The organism is Citreicoccus inhibens (assembly GCF_019039035.1).
GTDB classification, from domain to species: Bacteria; Myxococcota; Myxococcia; order Myxococcales; family Myxococcaceae; genus Citreicoccus; species Citreicoccus inhibens.
Genome location: NZ_JAHNZT010000020.1, coordinates 51,240 through 65,991, shown reverse-complemented (window position 1 = coordinate 65,991; position 14,752 = coordinate 51,240). Strand labels below are relative to the sequence as shown.

The window sequence follows — 14,752 nt, the reverse complement described above, 5'->3', positions numbered from 1 at the left end:
ATTCCCCTGATGAGGCCCTGTCTCCCATGAGCCATCCATCTCACGAATCCCAGGCAGTCGACCCGATGCCTCTCGAGGGCGAGGAGGCCATCCAGCACGCCGCCGTCCAGGCCTTCTCGAACTGGACGCGCCGATTGCCCGTCCCCCCGGCGAATCCGACCGACTTCATCCGCACGGTGGAGCCGCAGGTGCGCAGGGCCTGTCGCCTCTACTCCATCATCACCGAGCGGCAAGTGGTGTGGAAGGAAAGCACGGCCCAGGGCTCGCCGCGTGTCACGGGCGTGAGGCGAAGCGCGGACAGCGTGGACCCTTGGGAGGAGACACAAGCGAGCCTCCGCGAGAGCAGCCTCTCCGTCCTCGCGTGCACTCCGTGCGATGGACGAGGCGATGTCGCCTGCGCCGATTGCGGAGGCAGAGCAGAGCTTCGTTGTTCCCACTGCGGAGGCTCCCGGAAGGCCTATGGCCGGGCCTCGAACGGCTCCCGCCGGCTCATGAACTGCAAGGCGTGCGGTGCGACAGGGATGGTGCCTTGTCGTCGCTGTTTTGGAGGCCGGCTGTCTTGCTCGACGTGCAGCGGGTCCGGCCGGGAACAGCGCTGGCTCGAGTTCGTCGAGGCAGTCCGCTTCGACTTCCTGGTGATGACGGAAGACGAGGAACTGCGCCGACTGGAGTGGACGACTGGAGACATGGAGAAGGACGCGAAGCTCGTGGGCCAGATCACCGCGAACGGCGTACTGACCCGGGAGAAGGTCGCACCCCATTTTTCCGCCGATTGGCTCCAGGCGCATTGGGGAAAGACCCAGGTCGGACTCAAGTCGCGAGAGCGCATCACTCGCCAGAGCTTCCAGGTCTTCGACGTCCCCACCGCGCGCGTCTCATACGCCATCACGGACGCGCCCCCGACAGCGATTGGGTTCGAGGGCCAGCGGATGCTCCCGCCCCCCGTCGCCGCAGACCGGCAGTTCGCCGCACGAGCCCGGAAGGTCTTCGCGGCGCGAGCCGCCCTCGTCGCGGTGGCCATCGGGGTGCCACTGCTCTACACCCTGCGTGGCGTCTACTTCTGGAACGGCCTGTTGTTGGCGCTCAGCACCGTCCTCGGTGCATCCGCGATTCTGGCCGAGCGCTTCGTCCAGCACTCGACCCTGGGACGGAAGGAACGGGCGCGACGATGGGGAATCGGCGCAGCGGTCTCCGCGCTCCTGGTCGGCGTCCTCGCGGTGGCATCGGAACCCAGGCTCGACGAGGCCCAACGACACATCTCCGAGGGCCGCCTCGACGACGCCAACCTGGAGCTGATCGCACTGGGCGGCCCTGAGGAGCCTGGGCTCCAACCGGCCTGGACAGCGCTCCATCTCGCCCATGCGCTCCAGGAATTTCATGTGGACGCGGTCGCCAAGGATGCACTCCTGCTGAAGCCCGGCTCATCGGAGCGGTCGAAGGTCGAACAGCATCTCCAGACCCTCGCGCGGAAGCAGGTTCTCGCAGCGCTCGAGCGCAAGGATGTGAACGTCGCATCGGAAGTGCTCGCCTCAGCCCGCCCCGTGCTCGAGCAAGGATTCGCGAAGGACTTTGGTGAGCTGACGGCGCGTCTCCACGACACGGAGTACGCAGGATGCGGGACGGATCTCTGCCGATGGAAGGCCCTGTCCGCCGCGCTTCGCGCCGAGCCCACACCGAGCCGCGAGCAGCAACTCGGACAGGTACGCACGGCACTCGTGGAGCAATTGACCCCTGCGCCTCGCCCCAAGGTCGCCACCCTGGAGTGGGTCGTGCGCCTCGACAAGACAAGCGCGCTCAGCACCGAGCTGGGGGAAAACCCATCCGATGCGAAGCTGGGAGAGCTTGCGCACCAAGCCTCGGTGTGGGCTCGAGAGGAGCGAGCGCGGATCGCGCTCATCGGCGCCGACGGAGCCATGGCCATCGCGCTGATGGACCTGACGGCGGGGAGCACGCCCAACATCCTGACGAAGACCACCTCAGAAGTTACGCTCTTCTGCGCACTCAAGAACGGGCGCTGCGTGGGCGCATATCTGGTGGGCGCGAACAAGGGCTCGCGAGCCCTCAATGGCAGCGGTTCCGAAACCACGAAGGCACTCCTCGCGCGTGTCCTGGGACACTCGGTCGAACTGCCCTCACCTCCGAAGGCACTCTCCGGCAAGGCTCCCACACAGTCCTCCTGGAGGGATGGCGCGGTGCCTCTCGTGGCGAGATGGAGTGGAACATCCCTGATGGAGCTGCGGATTGGAGACGTGTCGCCATGAACTCGAAACCTCCCCGTCTGCTCTCCGTCAGCGCGGCGCTCATGGGCCTGCTGGGTGGCGCGGCGCCCTCGGGGCTACTCGTCCCCGGCATCACGCTCCAGGTCGCCCAGCCCACCTGGAGGCGTCGCGATGAAGAGGACTCGCGGGGTGAGCTGCTCCTCGTCGTGCCTCCCACGCAGGGCCAGATCCTGCTGGCGGGTCATCGCTCCCATTCTTCTCATCGCAGCCACTACTCTGGGAGCGGCAGCAGGAGTCGAAGCTACAGCGGTGACGACTATGTTGCCCCAGTTGCACCGAAGGCCCCACCACCGCCCGAACCCACCACGTATCCCTCATCCGAGCCGAAGGTGCATCCCGCGTCCGAGCCGAGGACACATCCCGCCCCTCCGCCCAAGGCGGCGTCGGTGTCCTTCATCGCGTACCCCGGAGGCCGAATCTTCGTCGATGAGAAGCCGGCGGGCGTGGACGTGACGGGAGTCATGCGGCTGTCTGCGGGCAAGCACAGGGTCCGTGTCGAGAATCCATTCCTGGGCTCCACCACGGTCGAGGTGGAGCTCGTCGCGGGGCAAACGGGCCAGGTCTCGATTGAATGGTGAGGAGCGATCAGGTGACGAAGACGGACACCGAGACACAATCCCCCTTCATCTTCCGAGACGGGGTGATTCAAACCCTCCTCGATCTGCGCGTCTATCGACTCGCGGCGATTCAGAAGTCCGCCTACCGCTTCGCGGAGCAATTCACTGCGGTGTTCGACTCACCCAAGGAGGAGCGCCTCCCCATTCGCTGCATCTTCGCCCCCACCGTCACTGAGCAAGACGCGCTGGAGACCCTGCGGCTGTTCTTCCAGGAGCTGCTGGACCAGGAGCTCCGGGAACAGGTAGGCGACGAGACGCGAGCCCTGCGTGCCCTGATTGTCGCCCAGGCCTTCTCGCGTACGGACCTGATTCGCCAGGACTGAATTCGACGCACGCCATGTTCCATGACCGCGCCCGGTATCAATCCACGCAGGGCTATCAGCTCGCGCCCGTTCGCTTCAGCCGACTGGACGCCGCCCGGTATGTCGTCACGAACGACGCCGGCGAATACGTCGTGCTCTCCCGGCAGGAGTTGGTCGACTTCATTGGCCATTCGCTGCCACCGGACCGTCCGACATATCAAGCACTCAAGTCGCGCCACTTCCTGTTCGACGCACACTCACGCGTGGCGCTCGAACTGCTTGCCCTGAAGTATCGGACCCGCGCGGAGCAGTTGGCGAACTTCACCGGGCTGCACATCTTCGTGGTCACCCTGCGCTGCGACCACTCGTGCGCCTACTGCCAGGTGTCCCGGCAGGCGGAAGGCCGCCTCGAGTTCGACATGTCGCAGGAACATGCCGACCGGGCGCTCGACTTCATGTTCCGCAGTCCATCTCCCGCCCTCAAGATCGAGTTCCAGGGTGGGGAGCCGCTGCTCCACTTCGAACGCATCCGGTACATCATCGAGCGGGCCAAGGCCATGAACGCCGTGCATGGCCGGGCTCTCCAGTTCGTGATTGCGAGCAACCTCTCCCGACTCACGGACGAGGTGCTGGACTTCTGTCGAGTTCACGGAGTGCTGCTCTCGACCTCTCTGGACGGGCCCGAGGATCTCCACAATGCCCAGCGTCCTGTCCGAGGAGGGGACAGCCATCGACGCACACTCGACGCAATTCAGCGGGCGAGGCAGGCACTCGGGCCAGACGGCGTCTCCGCGCTGATGACGACGACCCACGCGAGCATGGAGCGTGTCGAGGACATCATCGATGAGTACGTGCGGCAGGGCTTCCGCAGCATCTTCCTGAGGAACCTCAGCCCATATGGGTTCGCCGTGCGCCAGCGTGCTTCACGCCAGTACGGCGTCGAGGCATGGGTGGAGTTCTACAAGCGAGGGCTCGCCCATATCCTGCGCATCAACGCGCAGGGCTACCCGCTCCAGGAAGAGTTCGCCGCCATCCTGCTACAGAAGATCTTCTCCCCGAGGGGCTCGACGTATGTCGACCTCCAGTCGCCCGCGGGCATTGGAATCGGCGCGCTGGTCTACAACTACGACGGCGCGGTGTATGCCTCCGACGAGGGTCGGATGCTCGCGGAGATGGGCGATTTCTCCTTCCGACTCGGGCATCTCTCTCGAGACTCCTACGAGTCCATCATGACATCCGAGACGCTGCTGGCCCATCTCAGCGACACGATGCCGGAAGGCGCGCCCATGTGCAGCGACTGCGCCTTTCTCCCCTACTGTGGCGCGGATCCGGTCTTCCACCAGGCGACGAAGAAGGATGCCGTGGGACACAAGGCTTTCAGCGCCTTCTGCAAGAAGCAGATGGGCGTGCTGCGACACCTCATTGGCTTGCTCGAGGACGATGCCCAGGCACGAGACATCCTCATGGGGTGGCGCTGACAGTGCCCGCCCTCGACCTCTCCGCGGCCGGGTTGAAACCCCTGGCGCCGCGCTCTTCTGAGCCGTTCATCGGAGTCCTCCGCGGACTGACGGAGGATTCAGCGACCGCACGCGACAAGGAGATTCTCCTTGTCCGACGCCCCCTCGCGCGCCTCCCTCCGGGCTTCCGTGGATACCTCCTGATGGAAGAGGGGTGGGTGGACCCAAGCCTGAAGGACGTCTACGTCCTGCCTTCCAACCTGGGATACCTCGCGGAAGGGGACGTGGTGCGCATCCATCCCACGCGTGGAGCCCTGACGACGCTGTACCGCCGTACCTCGCCGTCAAACACGTTCTTGGTGACGGAGCGCTGCGACAACAACTGCTTGATGTGCTCCCAGCCCCCCCGCAAGCAGGATGACTCCTGGCTCGTGGACGAATTGATGGAGACACTCCCTCTCATCTCCCCGGAGACCCGCGAGCTTGGAATCACGGGAGGCGAGCCCAGTCTGCTCAAAGGCCGCCTCATCGAGCTGCTGGAGCGGATGAAGCACCATCTGCCTCGGACCTCGGTCCACCTCCTGACCAATGGCCGCGGCTTCGCGAACCCCGAGTTGGCACGCGCCTTGGCGAAGGTCCAACACCCCGACCTCATGCTGGGCGTTCCGCTCTACTCGGACCTGCCCGAGGCGCATGACTACGTCGTGCAGGCCCTCGGCGCGTTCGACGAAACCGTCCGGGGCATCCTTCAGCTCAAGCGCGCCCGGGTCCGCGTGGAATTGCGCTGCGTCATCCATGCACAGACATACTCGCGACTGCCTCAGCTCGCGGACTTCATCACGCGCAACCTGCTCTTCGTCGACCATGTGGCGCTGATGGGACTGGAGCAGATGGGTTTTGCCCGGGCGAACCTTGGCCTGCTCTGGATCGACCCGCTCGACTACCAGGCCCAACTCATCGCCGCGGTCCGAACACTCAGTCGGGCAGGGCTGGACACGTCCATCTACAACCACTCACTCTGCACCCTGCCCACCGAGCTGCATTCGTTCGCGCGCAAGAGCATCTCCGACTGGAAGAACCTCTACGTCGAGGAATGCGAGCGGTGCACTCGCCGGGCGGACTGCGGCGGATTCTTCGCCTCGGGACTCGCGAAGAGAAGCCGGGGCATCCAGCCGTTCCAGGACTGAGCCCAGATGGAGCATCTGCGCGACGGGCGCGGTCCGCCCGATGAACAGGCAGGTTGCCCAGCGTTCGCGGCGCCAAGTGGCCCAGTTCGAAGCAGCACCGGGCTCCTCCTGGAGCCACTCCAGCCTCGTGCTGGTCGCACCGCTGCACGTGATGCATTTGCCTCGCGCGGAATATCCCAGACGCAGTGCGTCTGCGAATGACGCAATCGCATCGGGCAACTACCGCTTTTCGCAAGCAGGAACACTTCTACTCCGCGCCCCGATGGCCGAGGATTCCCTGGCCATCCTTGACTCGCTCGGCGTCGCTCGCGCCCACGGCGTGGGCCTGTCGCTGGGTAGCCTCGATGAGCAGGTGGAGTGGCGAGTCGAGAACTGGCGCAGACTCAACGGCCGCGTGATTCCGTTTGATGCTGACGAGTTCCGTGCACTCGAACGGCGCGTCATCGCGCATGCCGGGCGCCACGACACTTCGACAGCCCATGCCCGCGCCGACCCTTCCGGACTGGCCCGAGGCGCGGGGCTCCCACTGGTGACCATCCCGACGCGCGTCATCGCCGCCCCCGAGGACCCGACCCATCCCGCGTCCTACGCTCGGGTCCTCGCGGAGACCTTGCCACGCTCCACCCTGGTGACCCTTGACGGGACGGGGAACGCACTCCCTCGTGCGGTCGTGCCAGCGCTCTCCACGGCCCGCTTGGGGCACTTCGAAACCATGAGCCCTGGTTGAGGCGCGCATCGATGCCGCGCTGAGCCCGACGAGTCATCCCGGAGCCCACCTCCCGCGCGCAGCCAAGGCGTGGGCGGTGGAGGGCTGCGCCCACGTGCGCGCAAAGGAGAGAAAGGCAGCGACGACGGTGATGGGCGCCGTGCGTCACAGGCGGCTGCGTCGTTCAACGTTTCATTTCGCGCCGAAACATCGGGTGCGGCGACGGCGTCACTCTGCGCGCATCGCTCAGGCGTCACCTGAGGAGTCCCATCGACCTCCGAGCCCGCGCTGAGGCAGACCCCGCCATGTTCCCCGCCGATCCCATCACTGCTGTCACGCATCCGGATCCATACCCGTACTACCGCCACCTCGCCGCGACGCGTGCGTTCCACTGGGACACCACGCTCGGACTTTGGGTGGCGGCCGGGCCGGACGCGGTGGCCGAAGTGCTGCGACATCCCGCCTGCCGTGTGCGCCCACCGGGTCAGCCCGTCCCACCTGGGTTGCTCAACACCGCTGCCGGAGCGCTGTTCGGCCGGCTCGTGCGGATGAATGACGGGCCGGCTCATGCGCACCTCAAGGGCTTGCTGGCCGCCTGGCTTGACGCAGTCGACCTGTTCGCCGCCAGACGTCACGCGCTGGCGCTAACCTCGCGACTGCCCTACGACGCCCCATGGGCAGGCGATTCAGTAGACGCTTGGATGCGCACCGTCCCCGTGCTCACGGTGGGTAAGTTGCTGGGGCTACCAGTGGACACCTCACTGGATGATGACAGCATCGCGGCCCAGGTGGCGACCTATGCGGCGGCCCAGTCGCCACTGGCGAGCGGTGAAGCCACGGCGCGTGGAGCCCACGCCGCACAAGCGCTGATGAACTGGGCCGAACTTCCCGTGCCCGATGACAGGCCGCTCTCCGCACTGCGCCAGGCAGCCGCGACCTTCGGAATCGCGCCAGAAGCGGTCACGGCCAACGCAGTCGGATTGCTCGTGCAAACCTGCGAGGCCACGGCAGGGCTGGCCGGGAACACGCTGCTGCGATTGGCCCGCGAAGACGGGGCCGCATCGGACATTGGCGTCAGTGAAGACGAGCCGCTGGACCACGTGTCCGACAAAGCCCTGGACCGAATCCAAGCCTGGGTCGCCCGCGTGGCCCGTGAAGACCCTTCGTTGCAGAACACGCGGCGCTTCATCGCGCAGGATACGACGTTGTGTGGCGCGCAGGTTGCCGCGGGCGACGGCGTGCTGGTGCTGCTGGCAGCCGCTGGCACGATGCGTCCCGATGTCGAGGGCCGCCCGTGGACTTTCGGCGCCGGTGTGCACGCATGTCCGGGCCACGGACTGGCGCAGGCCCTGGCTTCCGCCACGGTGACCTCGCTGCTGGCGCGCGGGGTGCGCCCGGCCGCACTGGCGCGGCGCTTCGCCTATCGGCCTTCAGTCAATGCGCGCATGCCTCGCTTCGGGTGAAAGCCACCGTCCCCCCCTGATTCACTCAGCCAGGAGCCACCATGATCGCCGTGATCTTCGAAGTCGAACCAGCACCGGGACAGAAGAACTCCTACCTCGACTACCTCGACCTGGGCGCGCAGCTGCTGCCCACGCTGCGGCAGATCGACGGCTTCGTGTCGGTCGAGCGATTCCAGAGCCTGACGAACCCCGACAAGCTTCTGTCGTTGTCGTTCTTTCGCGATGAGGCCGCGGTGCTCGCCTGGCGAAACACGATGGCGCACCGCGAGGCACAGGCCCTCGGTCGTGCCGGCGTGTTCGCCGGCTACCGGCTGCGCGTGGCGCACGTGCTGCGCGACTACGGAATGCACGAGCGCGCCGAAGCGCCGAACGACAGCCGCACCTTCCACGGAGGCAGCGGAGCGCGCTCGACGTGAGGCCCTGAAGCTCGCGCGCCGGCCCGCGTCCGCCTGTCTCTCGGACCTGATTTCTGGCGGGCCGCAAACATCTCGACGCCGCCCCCATTCCCTCCCGAGACCTTCGTTTTTTCGAAGCATCTCCGGTGGTTTTCCTATTGGCGCCAGAAGTCGTCAGCCGACAGAAGAGAGGGGCGGCCCAATGGTGGGCCAAGAGGAGCCGAGGATGCGAATCGAAATCCGAGCCCGACACTTCACCCTCACCGAGACCCTTCGCACCCACGTCGAGCGCCGCGCGCGCTTCGCCATGGGACGACTGTCCGACCGGGTCCGTGAGGTGACGGTGCGCTTGGAAGACATCAACGGCCCACGCGGAGGCGTGGACAAGGTGGCGAAGGTGACCGTGCGCCTGGAGCACGGGGGCCAGCTCGCCTCGGAGGCGATGGACGCCAGCTACGCCTCGGCGGTGGACCGAGCCCTGGAGCGCGCCGGACACGCCGTGAACAAGACCCTGGGGCGCACGCACCGCCAGGACAGCGCGAGCGTGAGAACGGGCCCGTGGGCCGCCGAGGAGCTGCCCCACCCCATCTGACGCCGACTTCCTCCGAGAGCATTCCCCCGGGGTGCCTCGGCCGATGTCAGGATGGGCTCGTGATGCGCGGGCCGTGAGCGCGCACGGGCCCTTCCTGGAGAGACGCCATGCAGACGGCAGGCACTGGAGCGCTGGAGCGAGTACGGGCCGCGTGGGCTCGGGCGCGACAGCGCTGGTGGGTGCGATGGGGCGTGGACCTGGCGCTCGTCGCGCTCGTCCTCACCGCGGTGGCGGCCTGGCAGACACGGCACCTGCCAGGCGCTGGCACCCAAGCGCCGGACTTCACCCTCACGAGCCTTTCGGGCGAGCAGGTATCGCTCGCCTCGCTGCGCGGCAAGCCCGTGGTGCTCGCCTTCTGGGCGCCATGGTGCGGCGTGTGCGGTGCGGAGTCCTCGAACCTCGCGCAGCTGCGACGCCTCGCGGGAGACTCCGCGCACGTCGTGTCCGTCGCGCTGGCCTATGACGACGTGGCCGCCGTGCGGCGCTTCACGCAGGAGCACGCGGTGGACTACCCCGTGCTGCTCGGGAACGACTCGCTCCAGGAGGCGTGGCGCGTGAACATGTTCCCCACGGTCTTCTTCCTGTCCCCCGAGGGGCGCATCGAGCGCTCGGTGGTGGGCTACACCACGCTGCTCGGGCTGTCCTGGCGGTGGATTCTATAGAGTCGGACGCACTTCGGAGTGCATCGGATGGGAACGACCAAATCCGCAGATGAGTGAGCCGCGGCAACACGCCCCTCGTTGCCGCGGCCCTCTTGTCCCAGCTCATCACGTGTCCCGTGGAGAGGCAGATGGCCGCCAGTTGTATCGCTTTGCGCGGATACCATCGTGACTCATTCGAAAGCCGTGTCGTGGACGTACGCCGTGCCAGCAGCGCTGTTGCTGATGGCCCCCCTTCGGCCTCCTGGCCTCGCTGGCCATGGCCATCGACCTGCCCGTCGTTCCGGCGATGACCGGAGTGCTCGGAACTTCATCCTCCGTCATCCAGCTCACGCTGAGCCTCTACCTGGCCACCCTCGGGCTGGGACAAGTCGTGTTCGGCCCCATCTCGGATGTCATCGGCCGACGGCCGGTGTTGCTGGGGGGCGCGCTGCTGTTCGCGCTCACTTCGTTCCTCATCGCCGGTGTCTCGGACGCGTGGCTCTTCGTCGGCCTGCGGCTGTTGCAGGCCCTGGGCGCCTCAGCGGCCCTCGTCGCCACGTTCGCCACGGTTCGTGACATCTACGCCCAACGGCCGGAGAGCGCGGTCATCTACAGCCTCTTCAGCGCCATGCTGGCCTTTGTCCCCGCCGTGGGCCCGATTGCCGGGGCCCTGCTCGCGAGGCAGCTCGGCTGGCGGTCCATCTTCGTCACGCTCGGCGCCCTGGCAACCGCGGCCGTGCTCCAGGCGTGGCCCCGCTGGCACGAGACGAATGGTGCTGCTGTTGGGCGCGGCGTTGCTCACCGCGGGGCAGTTCCTCGCGGCGCCGTCCTTCTGGACATTCGTCGCGCCCATGTGAGTCATCGCTTCCGTCACCGCCAATGGTGCACTCCAGTCCTTTGGTGACAGGGCGGGCACGGCGGTCGCGATCTACTTCTGCATCCAGAGCCTCATCGTGGTGACCGTGGGCACGCGGATGGTCGCCCTGCTCGACGGCGACACGGCGTGGCCGCTGGTGGGCTACGCCACCCTCCTGCCCACCGTGACGCTGAGCGCCCTGGCGAACCTGCGACCCCAGCCCCAGGCGGCCGAACAACAGCCCGAGACGCACGCCTAGGCCCGGGCACCGCCGCGCCGGAAGCATCGTCCGTCTCCCGGCGCGGCACACCTCTCCGTGACTTCGACGACGAGCGCGGCGGGACTACCCGTAGGGCGTCTCCTCGTGCCGCTGGAACGGATAGGCGAGCTGCCCCAGGTAGGTCTCCGGCGGCTGGAACTTCGTCGTCCCATACCGCGAGGGCCAGTGCGCGGGGAGGTGCGAGGTGCCGAAGATGACGTCGATGAACGAGAGGAAGACCGCGAAGTTCTTGTCGATGCCCTCCTCGTCCGAGGTGTGGTGCCAGTGGTGGAACTCAGGCGTCGCGAACACCCAGCGCAAGTAGGGCCAGCGGTGGCTCACGTTGGCGTGAATGTAGACCGCGTGGAACGAGACGAAGACCAGGTACCCATAGATGGCGGAAGGGCTGAACCCCAGGAGGAACGCCGGCACGAACCCCGCCACCCGGTTGATGAGCACGTCCACCAGATGTGAGCGCGAGCTGGCCAGCCAGTCCATCTGCAAGCTGGAGTGGTGGATCGCGTGGAACCTCCACATCCAAGGCACCTGGTGAAAGGCGCGGTGCACCCAGTAGCTCACCAGGTCCACCACGAAGAGAATCTCGAAGACCTGTAGCCACACGGGCTGGGCCGCCACGTGGGCCTGGAAGTCCGCGCGCACGGCCCAGGACAGGAAGACCTGCACGGGGATCAGCACCGCGAAGGAGATGAGCTGCACGCCCACGTGGCTGACGAAGAAGTGCTTGAGGTCCGTCTGCCAGCCCTCGCGGAAGATGCGCTGCGGATGCAAGCCCCAGAGTCGCTCCATGGGGATGAACAACAATCCCAACACGAAGAGTTCGAGCACGAAGTAGTCGAGGCCCGCGCTGAAGGCACGTGGCTCGTGGGTGAGCGGCTCCACTTCGCTTCCACCCAGGAGCAGCGCCACCAGCGCGAGCAGCATCGCGATTCCGCCATGGGCCTTGGAGCGCAGGGTGACCGCGCTGAGGGCTCCGAGCACAAAGGTGGCGACGATGGCGGCCTGGAGGATGCCCCGGAACAGGCCCATGTGCTCCGCGTAGAGGGCCCGGCTATCATTGGACACCAACAGGTGGGGAAACAAGAAACAGAACTCAGCGAATACACACAGCACGCCCAACAGGCCGCCGGTCACACCGGCGCGCTTGCCCAGGTCGGTGCGCAAGGCGGGAGTCAAGGAGAGGTCCAAGAGAGGTATCCAGAGAGAGAACAGGGTCCATTCAACACATGGACGTCAGGAACTGTCCACGGCCTCCACCGTCTCGCGCACGCGTCCCCGCAACCGGCACACCGAGCGCCCGGCGGCCTCCGGCGGGAGCCTCACACGCGTCAGTGTTTGCCATAGAGGCGAATCGCCTCGTCGAAGTCGATGCGACGCGCGCGGAGCGTGCCGTCCTTCCGTCGCTCCGCCCCGTCAATATCCACGTGCTCCATCCTCCAATCGAAGCCGCGGTCCGGTTCGAGCCCGACGACGATGAGATCGAACGTGTACGCCGGTCCCTTCGTCGCTACGAGCCAGTGCACGTTGTCCCGCTGATCCGAGATGCTGGAGAGGTCCCCAGCCCTCGACGTGCGGTCGATGCTGGGCCGGAGGAGCAGATGTCCGGGCTGCTCATCCACGCGCTCGAAGTGCCGCAGATGAAACTCTCCCGCGAGCACCACGTGCATCGAGGCCATGTTCTGGTGCCCATGCGGCACGATGGCGCGCCCCTGCTGCATCCCGAAAATCTTCGTGCCGAACTGCCGGGGCATCCCTTCCACGTGGGGGAACGGCGCGCGCACCGCGTCGGCCCGGTCCTCCGGCAAGGAGATTCCGGGTCGGAGCTGGTTGAAGTCGATGGCCCGGAGCAGGTCCGTCAACGGGACTCGGGCGAAGAGCTCCTCGACCTGTCGCTGCCACTCACGTGGCTCCAGCTTGCGGCCTTTCACATCCGCGCACAGCTGAGCGGTCCGAGCCGCCCAAGCCTGGACCTCCGTCCGCACCGGCGCCGCCAGGGCCTCCTGCGCCAACAGTGTACGGACCAGGGCATGGCTGCCCAACGCCCACATCAAGACCTCTCGACGCGTCGCACCGTGGCTCATGGTGTCTCCTCTCAGGGGGGCACCCCCAGGACCACGCATGTCCAAGGGGCGTCACCCCATTCGCAAGTCCCGCGCCAACCGAGGGAGGGGGCGGCGCGCGGCGTGCGGCATCGGGCCTGTCGCTCTCCGGCGACCCCCTGAGGGCCAGGGGCCGCACATACGTGGCAGCGGAGCCACTCCGCCGGAAGCAGCGATGAAGCCCGCGCCAACCGACCGCGTCGAGTCCCAGCAAGGTCACCTGAGTGTTTAGACAGACATGACGCGTGCGCGAATCCAGCCTCGCGCCCCGCGGCACGAGCCGAGCCACGAGGTCAGACTGGCTGGCTTTGCGTCACCGCGGTGACGGCGCTTCGGGATAGCACCCCACGGGGCTGGGACAGGCATGACCCGCCGGGGTGCAGCGCAATCCCTCCCCTGCCCGCCTTGCCAACCTCGATCGCGGCGGGGAATACTTCTGTCTTCCTTCAACAGAGCGGGGGTCGACGTTGCTGCGGATCCGCGAATCCCAGATGGCATCGTTGCGCCGGGCCACGACAGAGGCGAGGGTTCAACAGCGCGTCGAGGCGCTGCTCGCGGAGCCCCCTTCGGTCGAGACCACCGCCACTCCCGCCTGGACCCACGAGACCCTGGCGCCCGTGGTGCGGCGGGGGGTGGAGCGCGGCATCCTGGAGTTGGGCGATGTGCGGCGGTACGTGGGCCTCGCCTCGGCGTTGGGGGCGGACTTCGAGACGCAGCGCCCCCATGCCTGGATGCGAGCCTGGCTGGATGACACCGCGGTCTCAGACCCGGTGGCGCGGCTGCACCGCGTGCTGACCGAGCGTCGCCGCCGAGAGGACGTCGCGCGGATGAACCGACAGAGAGCGGAGGCGTTCCGGCTCCGCCATGCACCGCCGCCCACCTCCACCTGAATGCCTGACGCCCTATGACGGCACAGAACGACCCAGCGGTTGCGCCCTGCCCACTCCAGAAGCGCCCGGGACAGGTAGAGGTCGTCGTCGTCGACGACCAGGAGACCCCGCTTGCCAACGTGGCGCTGGAGTTGGCCAAGCGCACCGAGGACGAGGCCGTGTGCCTGCGCACGGATGAGCACGGCGTCGCCGTGTTCAAGGGACTGGATGAGGGCCGCTACCGGCTGCGCCTGCTCGACGTGGAGCCCGCGCTGTGGCGCGTGCTCGGGCAGTTGCCCCTCCCGAAGCGCGAGGGGAGCAAGGCGCCCGCGTGGGGGGCACTCTCGAAGCCGCCCTCCCTCACCTGGACCTGCGATGGAACGGAGTCAGTGAGCGTGCTGGCCGCCCGCCTGGGGGTGCAGCCTTCGCGTCTGCGGGATGCGCAGAGCGGCCAGTCCCTCGCGGCGGAGGTCCCTCCCCTCTCGGGCACACGCGTCGCCGTGAGCGCCTTCACCCGGGAGTGGAGGGAGGTGGACACCGGCTACCGGCAGGTGGTCCACCGCATCGGAATTCCCCTGGCCCTGGTGTTGACGCTGCGTGACGGCACGCACCGGCCTCGCGTGCATCAACCCTACCTGTTGAAGGTGTGGCTGGACGACGAGGAGGAGCTGCCCGCGCGCGAGGGCATGACCGACGCCGCGGGCCGTGTCGCGGAGGTCTTGTCAGAGCGCGCCGTGCGCGGCGAGCTGACCGTGTCGCCGGGGAAGCAAGACGAGCGCAAGGTGACGTTGCGCTTCGCGGCCCTGCGCCCCACGACGGAGCCCGACGGCTTGCAGGAGCGGTTGGAGAACCTGGGCTTCTCCTGTGGTGGAGAGCGCGGCGAGCTGGGGTCGAAGACCCGCCGCGCGGTCGAGTGGTTCCAGTACGCGCTCGGGATTCCCCCGAGCGGCGACGCGGACGATGCGACGTGCGCCGCGTTGGGTCTGCTGCATCGCTCGTAATCGGCGAGGAC

The 14,752-nt window shown here is 67.2% G+C and carries 14 protein-coding genes and 1 pseudogene; 13 read left to right on the top strand and 2 right to left on the bottom strand.

What is annotated here, in order from left to right; all coding sequences use genetic code 11:
- Positions 1-26 precede the first annotated feature (26 nt).
- The 11 genes and pseudogenes from KRR26_RS22390 to KRR26_RS22340 all read left to right on the top strand — a co-directional run bounded on the left by KRR26_RS22390 (position 27) and on the right by KRR26_RS22340 (position 10,754).
- Positions 27-2,261, top strand: coding sequence for a hypothetical protein (locus KRR26_RS22390; RefSeq protein ID WP_217080765.1), 2,235 nt, complete (start codon positions 27-29; stop codon positions 2,259-2,261).
- Positions 2,258-2,857 (top strand): hypothetical protein, encoded by a 600-nt coding sequence (locus tag KRR26_RS22385; RefSeq protein WP_217080764.1) that lies wholly within the window; start codon positions 2,258-2,260, stop codon positions 2,855-2,857. Before KRR26_RS22390 ends, KRR26_RS22385 begins: the two co-directional genes overlap by 4 nt.
- A gap of 11 nt (positions 2,858-2,868) precedes the next feature.
- Positions 2,869-3,219: a His-Xaa-Ser system protein HxsD gene (hxsD, locus tag KRR26_RS22380; protein ID WP_233577530.1), complete on the top strand. Its 351-nt coding sequence runs from the start codon at positions 2,869-2,871 to the stop codon at positions 3,217-3,219.
- 14 nt (positions 3,220-3,233) lie between these two features.
- A complete protein-coding gene (hxsB, locus tag KRR26_RS22375) occupies positions 3,234-4,676 on the top strand; it encodes a His-Xaa-Ser system radical SAM maturase HxsB (RefSeq protein ID WP_120210743.1) in 1,443 nt (480 codons plus the stop codon).
- A 182-nt stretch (positions 4,677-4,858) separates the two neighbouring features.
- Complete coding sequence (hxsC, locus tag KRR26_RS22370; protein WP_236069008.1) at positions 4,859-5,842, top strand: His-Xaa-Ser system radical SAM maturase HxsC; 984 nt, start codon at positions 4,859-4,861, stop codon at positions 5,840-5,842.
- 76 nt (positions 5,843-5,918) lie between these two features.
- The gene (locus tag KRR26_RS22365) at positions 5,919-6,569 is read left to right on the top strand and encodes an alpha/beta fold hydrolase (RefSeq protein ID WP_328707188.1); all 651 of its coding nucleotides are present in this window, start codon (positions 5,919-5,921) and stop codon (positions 6,567-6,569) included.
- A 284-nt stretch (positions 6,570-6,853) separates the two neighbouring features.
- The gene (locus KRR26_RS22360) at positions 6,854-8,011 is read left to right on the top strand and encodes a cytochrome P450 family protein (RefSeq protein ID WP_217080762.1); all 1,158 of its coding nucleotides are present in this window, start codon (positions 6,854-6,856) and stop codon (positions 8,009-8,011) included.
- Between the two features lie 41 nt (positions 8,012-8,052).
- Complete coding sequence (locus KRR26_RS22355; protein ID WP_217080761.1) at positions 8,053-8,427, top strand: antibiotic biosynthesis monooxygenase family protein; 375 nt, start codon at positions 8,053-8,055, stop codon at positions 8,425-8,427.
- A gap of 205 nt (positions 8,428-8,632) precedes the next feature.
- Positions 8,633-8,998: an HPF/RaiA family ribosome-associated protein gene (locus KRR26_RS22350; RefSeq protein WP_217080760.1), complete on the top strand. Its 366-nt coding sequence runs from the start codon at positions 8,633-8,635 to the stop codon at positions 8,996-8,998.
- 107 nt (positions 8,999-9,105) lie between these two features.
- Positions 9,106-9,660, top strand: coding sequence for a peroxiredoxin family protein (locus tag KRR26_RS22345; protein WP_120210746.1), 555 nt, complete (start codon positions 9,106-9,108; stop codon positions 9,658-9,660).
- 222 nt (positions 9,661-9,882) lie between these two features.
- A pseudogene (locus KRR26_RS22340) lies at positions 9,883-10,754 on the top strand (MFS transporter).
- A gap of 84 nt (positions 10,755-10,838) precedes the next feature.
- On the opposite strand, the gene KRR26_RS22335 reads toward KRR26_RS22340, so the two are convergent.
- Together KRR26_RS22335 and KRR26_RS22330 are read right to left on the bottom strand one after the other, a co-directional pair.
- A complete protein-coding gene (locus tag KRR26_RS22335) occupies positions 10,839-11,960 on the bottom strand; it encodes a sterol desaturase family protein (protein WP_236069005.1) in 1,122 nt (373 codons plus the stop codon).
- A 140-nt stretch (positions 11,961-12,100) separates the two neighbouring features.
- Positions 12,101-12,853 (bottom strand): cupin domain-containing protein, encoded by a 753-nt coding sequence (locus tag KRR26_RS22330; protein ID WP_217080759.1) that lies wholly within the window; start codon positions 12,851-12,853, stop codon positions 12,101-12,103.
- A gap of 509 nt (positions 12,854-13,362) precedes the next feature.
- On the opposite strand from KRR26_RS22330, the gene KRR26_RS22325 reads away from it, so the two are divergent.
- Together KRR26_RS22325 and KRR26_RS22320 are read left to right on the top strand one after the other, a co-directional pair.
- Positions 13,363-13,761, top strand: coding sequence for a hypothetical protein (locus KRR26_RS22325; protein WP_217080758.1), 399 nt, complete (start codon positions 13,363-13,365; stop codon positions 13,759-13,761).
- Positions 13,762-13,775: 14 nt separating this feature from the next.
- Complete coding sequence (locus KRR26_RS22320; RefSeq protein ID WP_217080757.1) at positions 13,776-14,741, top strand: peptidoglycan-binding domain-containing protein; 966 nt, start codon at positions 13,776-13,778, stop codon at positions 14,739-14,741.
- Positions 14,742-14,752: the final 11 nt, after the last annotated feature.

What these genes read in the sequence shown, in the direction of transcription:
- KRR26_RS22390 (WP_217080765.1), top strand. Translation starts at nt 27, where the DNA reads ATGAGCCATCCATCTCACGAATCCCAGGCAGTCGACCCGATGCCTCTC.
- KRR26_RS22385 (WP_217080764.1), top strand. Translation starts at nt 2,258, where the DNA reads ATGAACTCGAAACCTCCCCGTCTGCTCTCCGTCAGCGCGGCGCTCATG.
- hxsB (WP_120210743.1), top strand. Translation starts at nt 3,234, where the DNA reads ATGTTCCATGACCGCGCCCGGTATCAATCCACGCAGGGCTATCAGCTC.
- hxsC (WP_236069008.1), top strand. Translation starts at nt 4,859, where the DNA reads ATGGAAGAGGGGTGGGTGGACCCAAGCCTGAAGGACGTCTACGTCCTG.
- KRR26_RS22360 (WP_217080762.1), top strand. Translation starts at nt 6,854, where the DNA reads ATGTTCCCCGCCGATCCCATCACTGCTGTCACGCATCCGGATCCATAC.
- KRR26_RS22355 (WP_217080761.1), top strand. Translation starts at nt 8,053, where the DNA reads ATGATCGCCGTGATCTTCGAAGTCGAACCAGCACCGGGACAGAAGAAC.
- KRR26_RS22350 (WP_217080760.1), top strand. Translation starts at nt 8,633, where the DNA reads ATGCGAATCGAAATCCGAGCCCGACACTTCACCCTCACCGAGACCCTT.
- KRR26_RS22345 (WP_120210746.1), top strand. Translation starts at nt 9,106, where the DNA reads ATGCAGACGGCAGGCACTGGAGCGCTGGAGCGAGTACGGGCCGCGTGG.
- KRR26_RS22330 (WP_217080759.1), bottom strand. Translation starts at nt 12,853, where the DNA reads ATGAGCCACGGTGCGACGCGTCGAGAGGTCTTGATGTGGGCGTTGGGC.
- KRR26_RS22325 (WP_217080758.1), top strand. Translation starts at nt 13,363, where the DNA reads ATGGCATCGTTGCGCCGGGCCACGACAGAGGCGAGGGTTCAACAGCGC.
- KRR26_RS22320 (WP_217080757.1), top strand. Translation starts at nt 13,776, where the DNA reads ATGACGGCACAGAACGACCCAGCGGTTGCGCCCTGCCCACTCCAGAAG.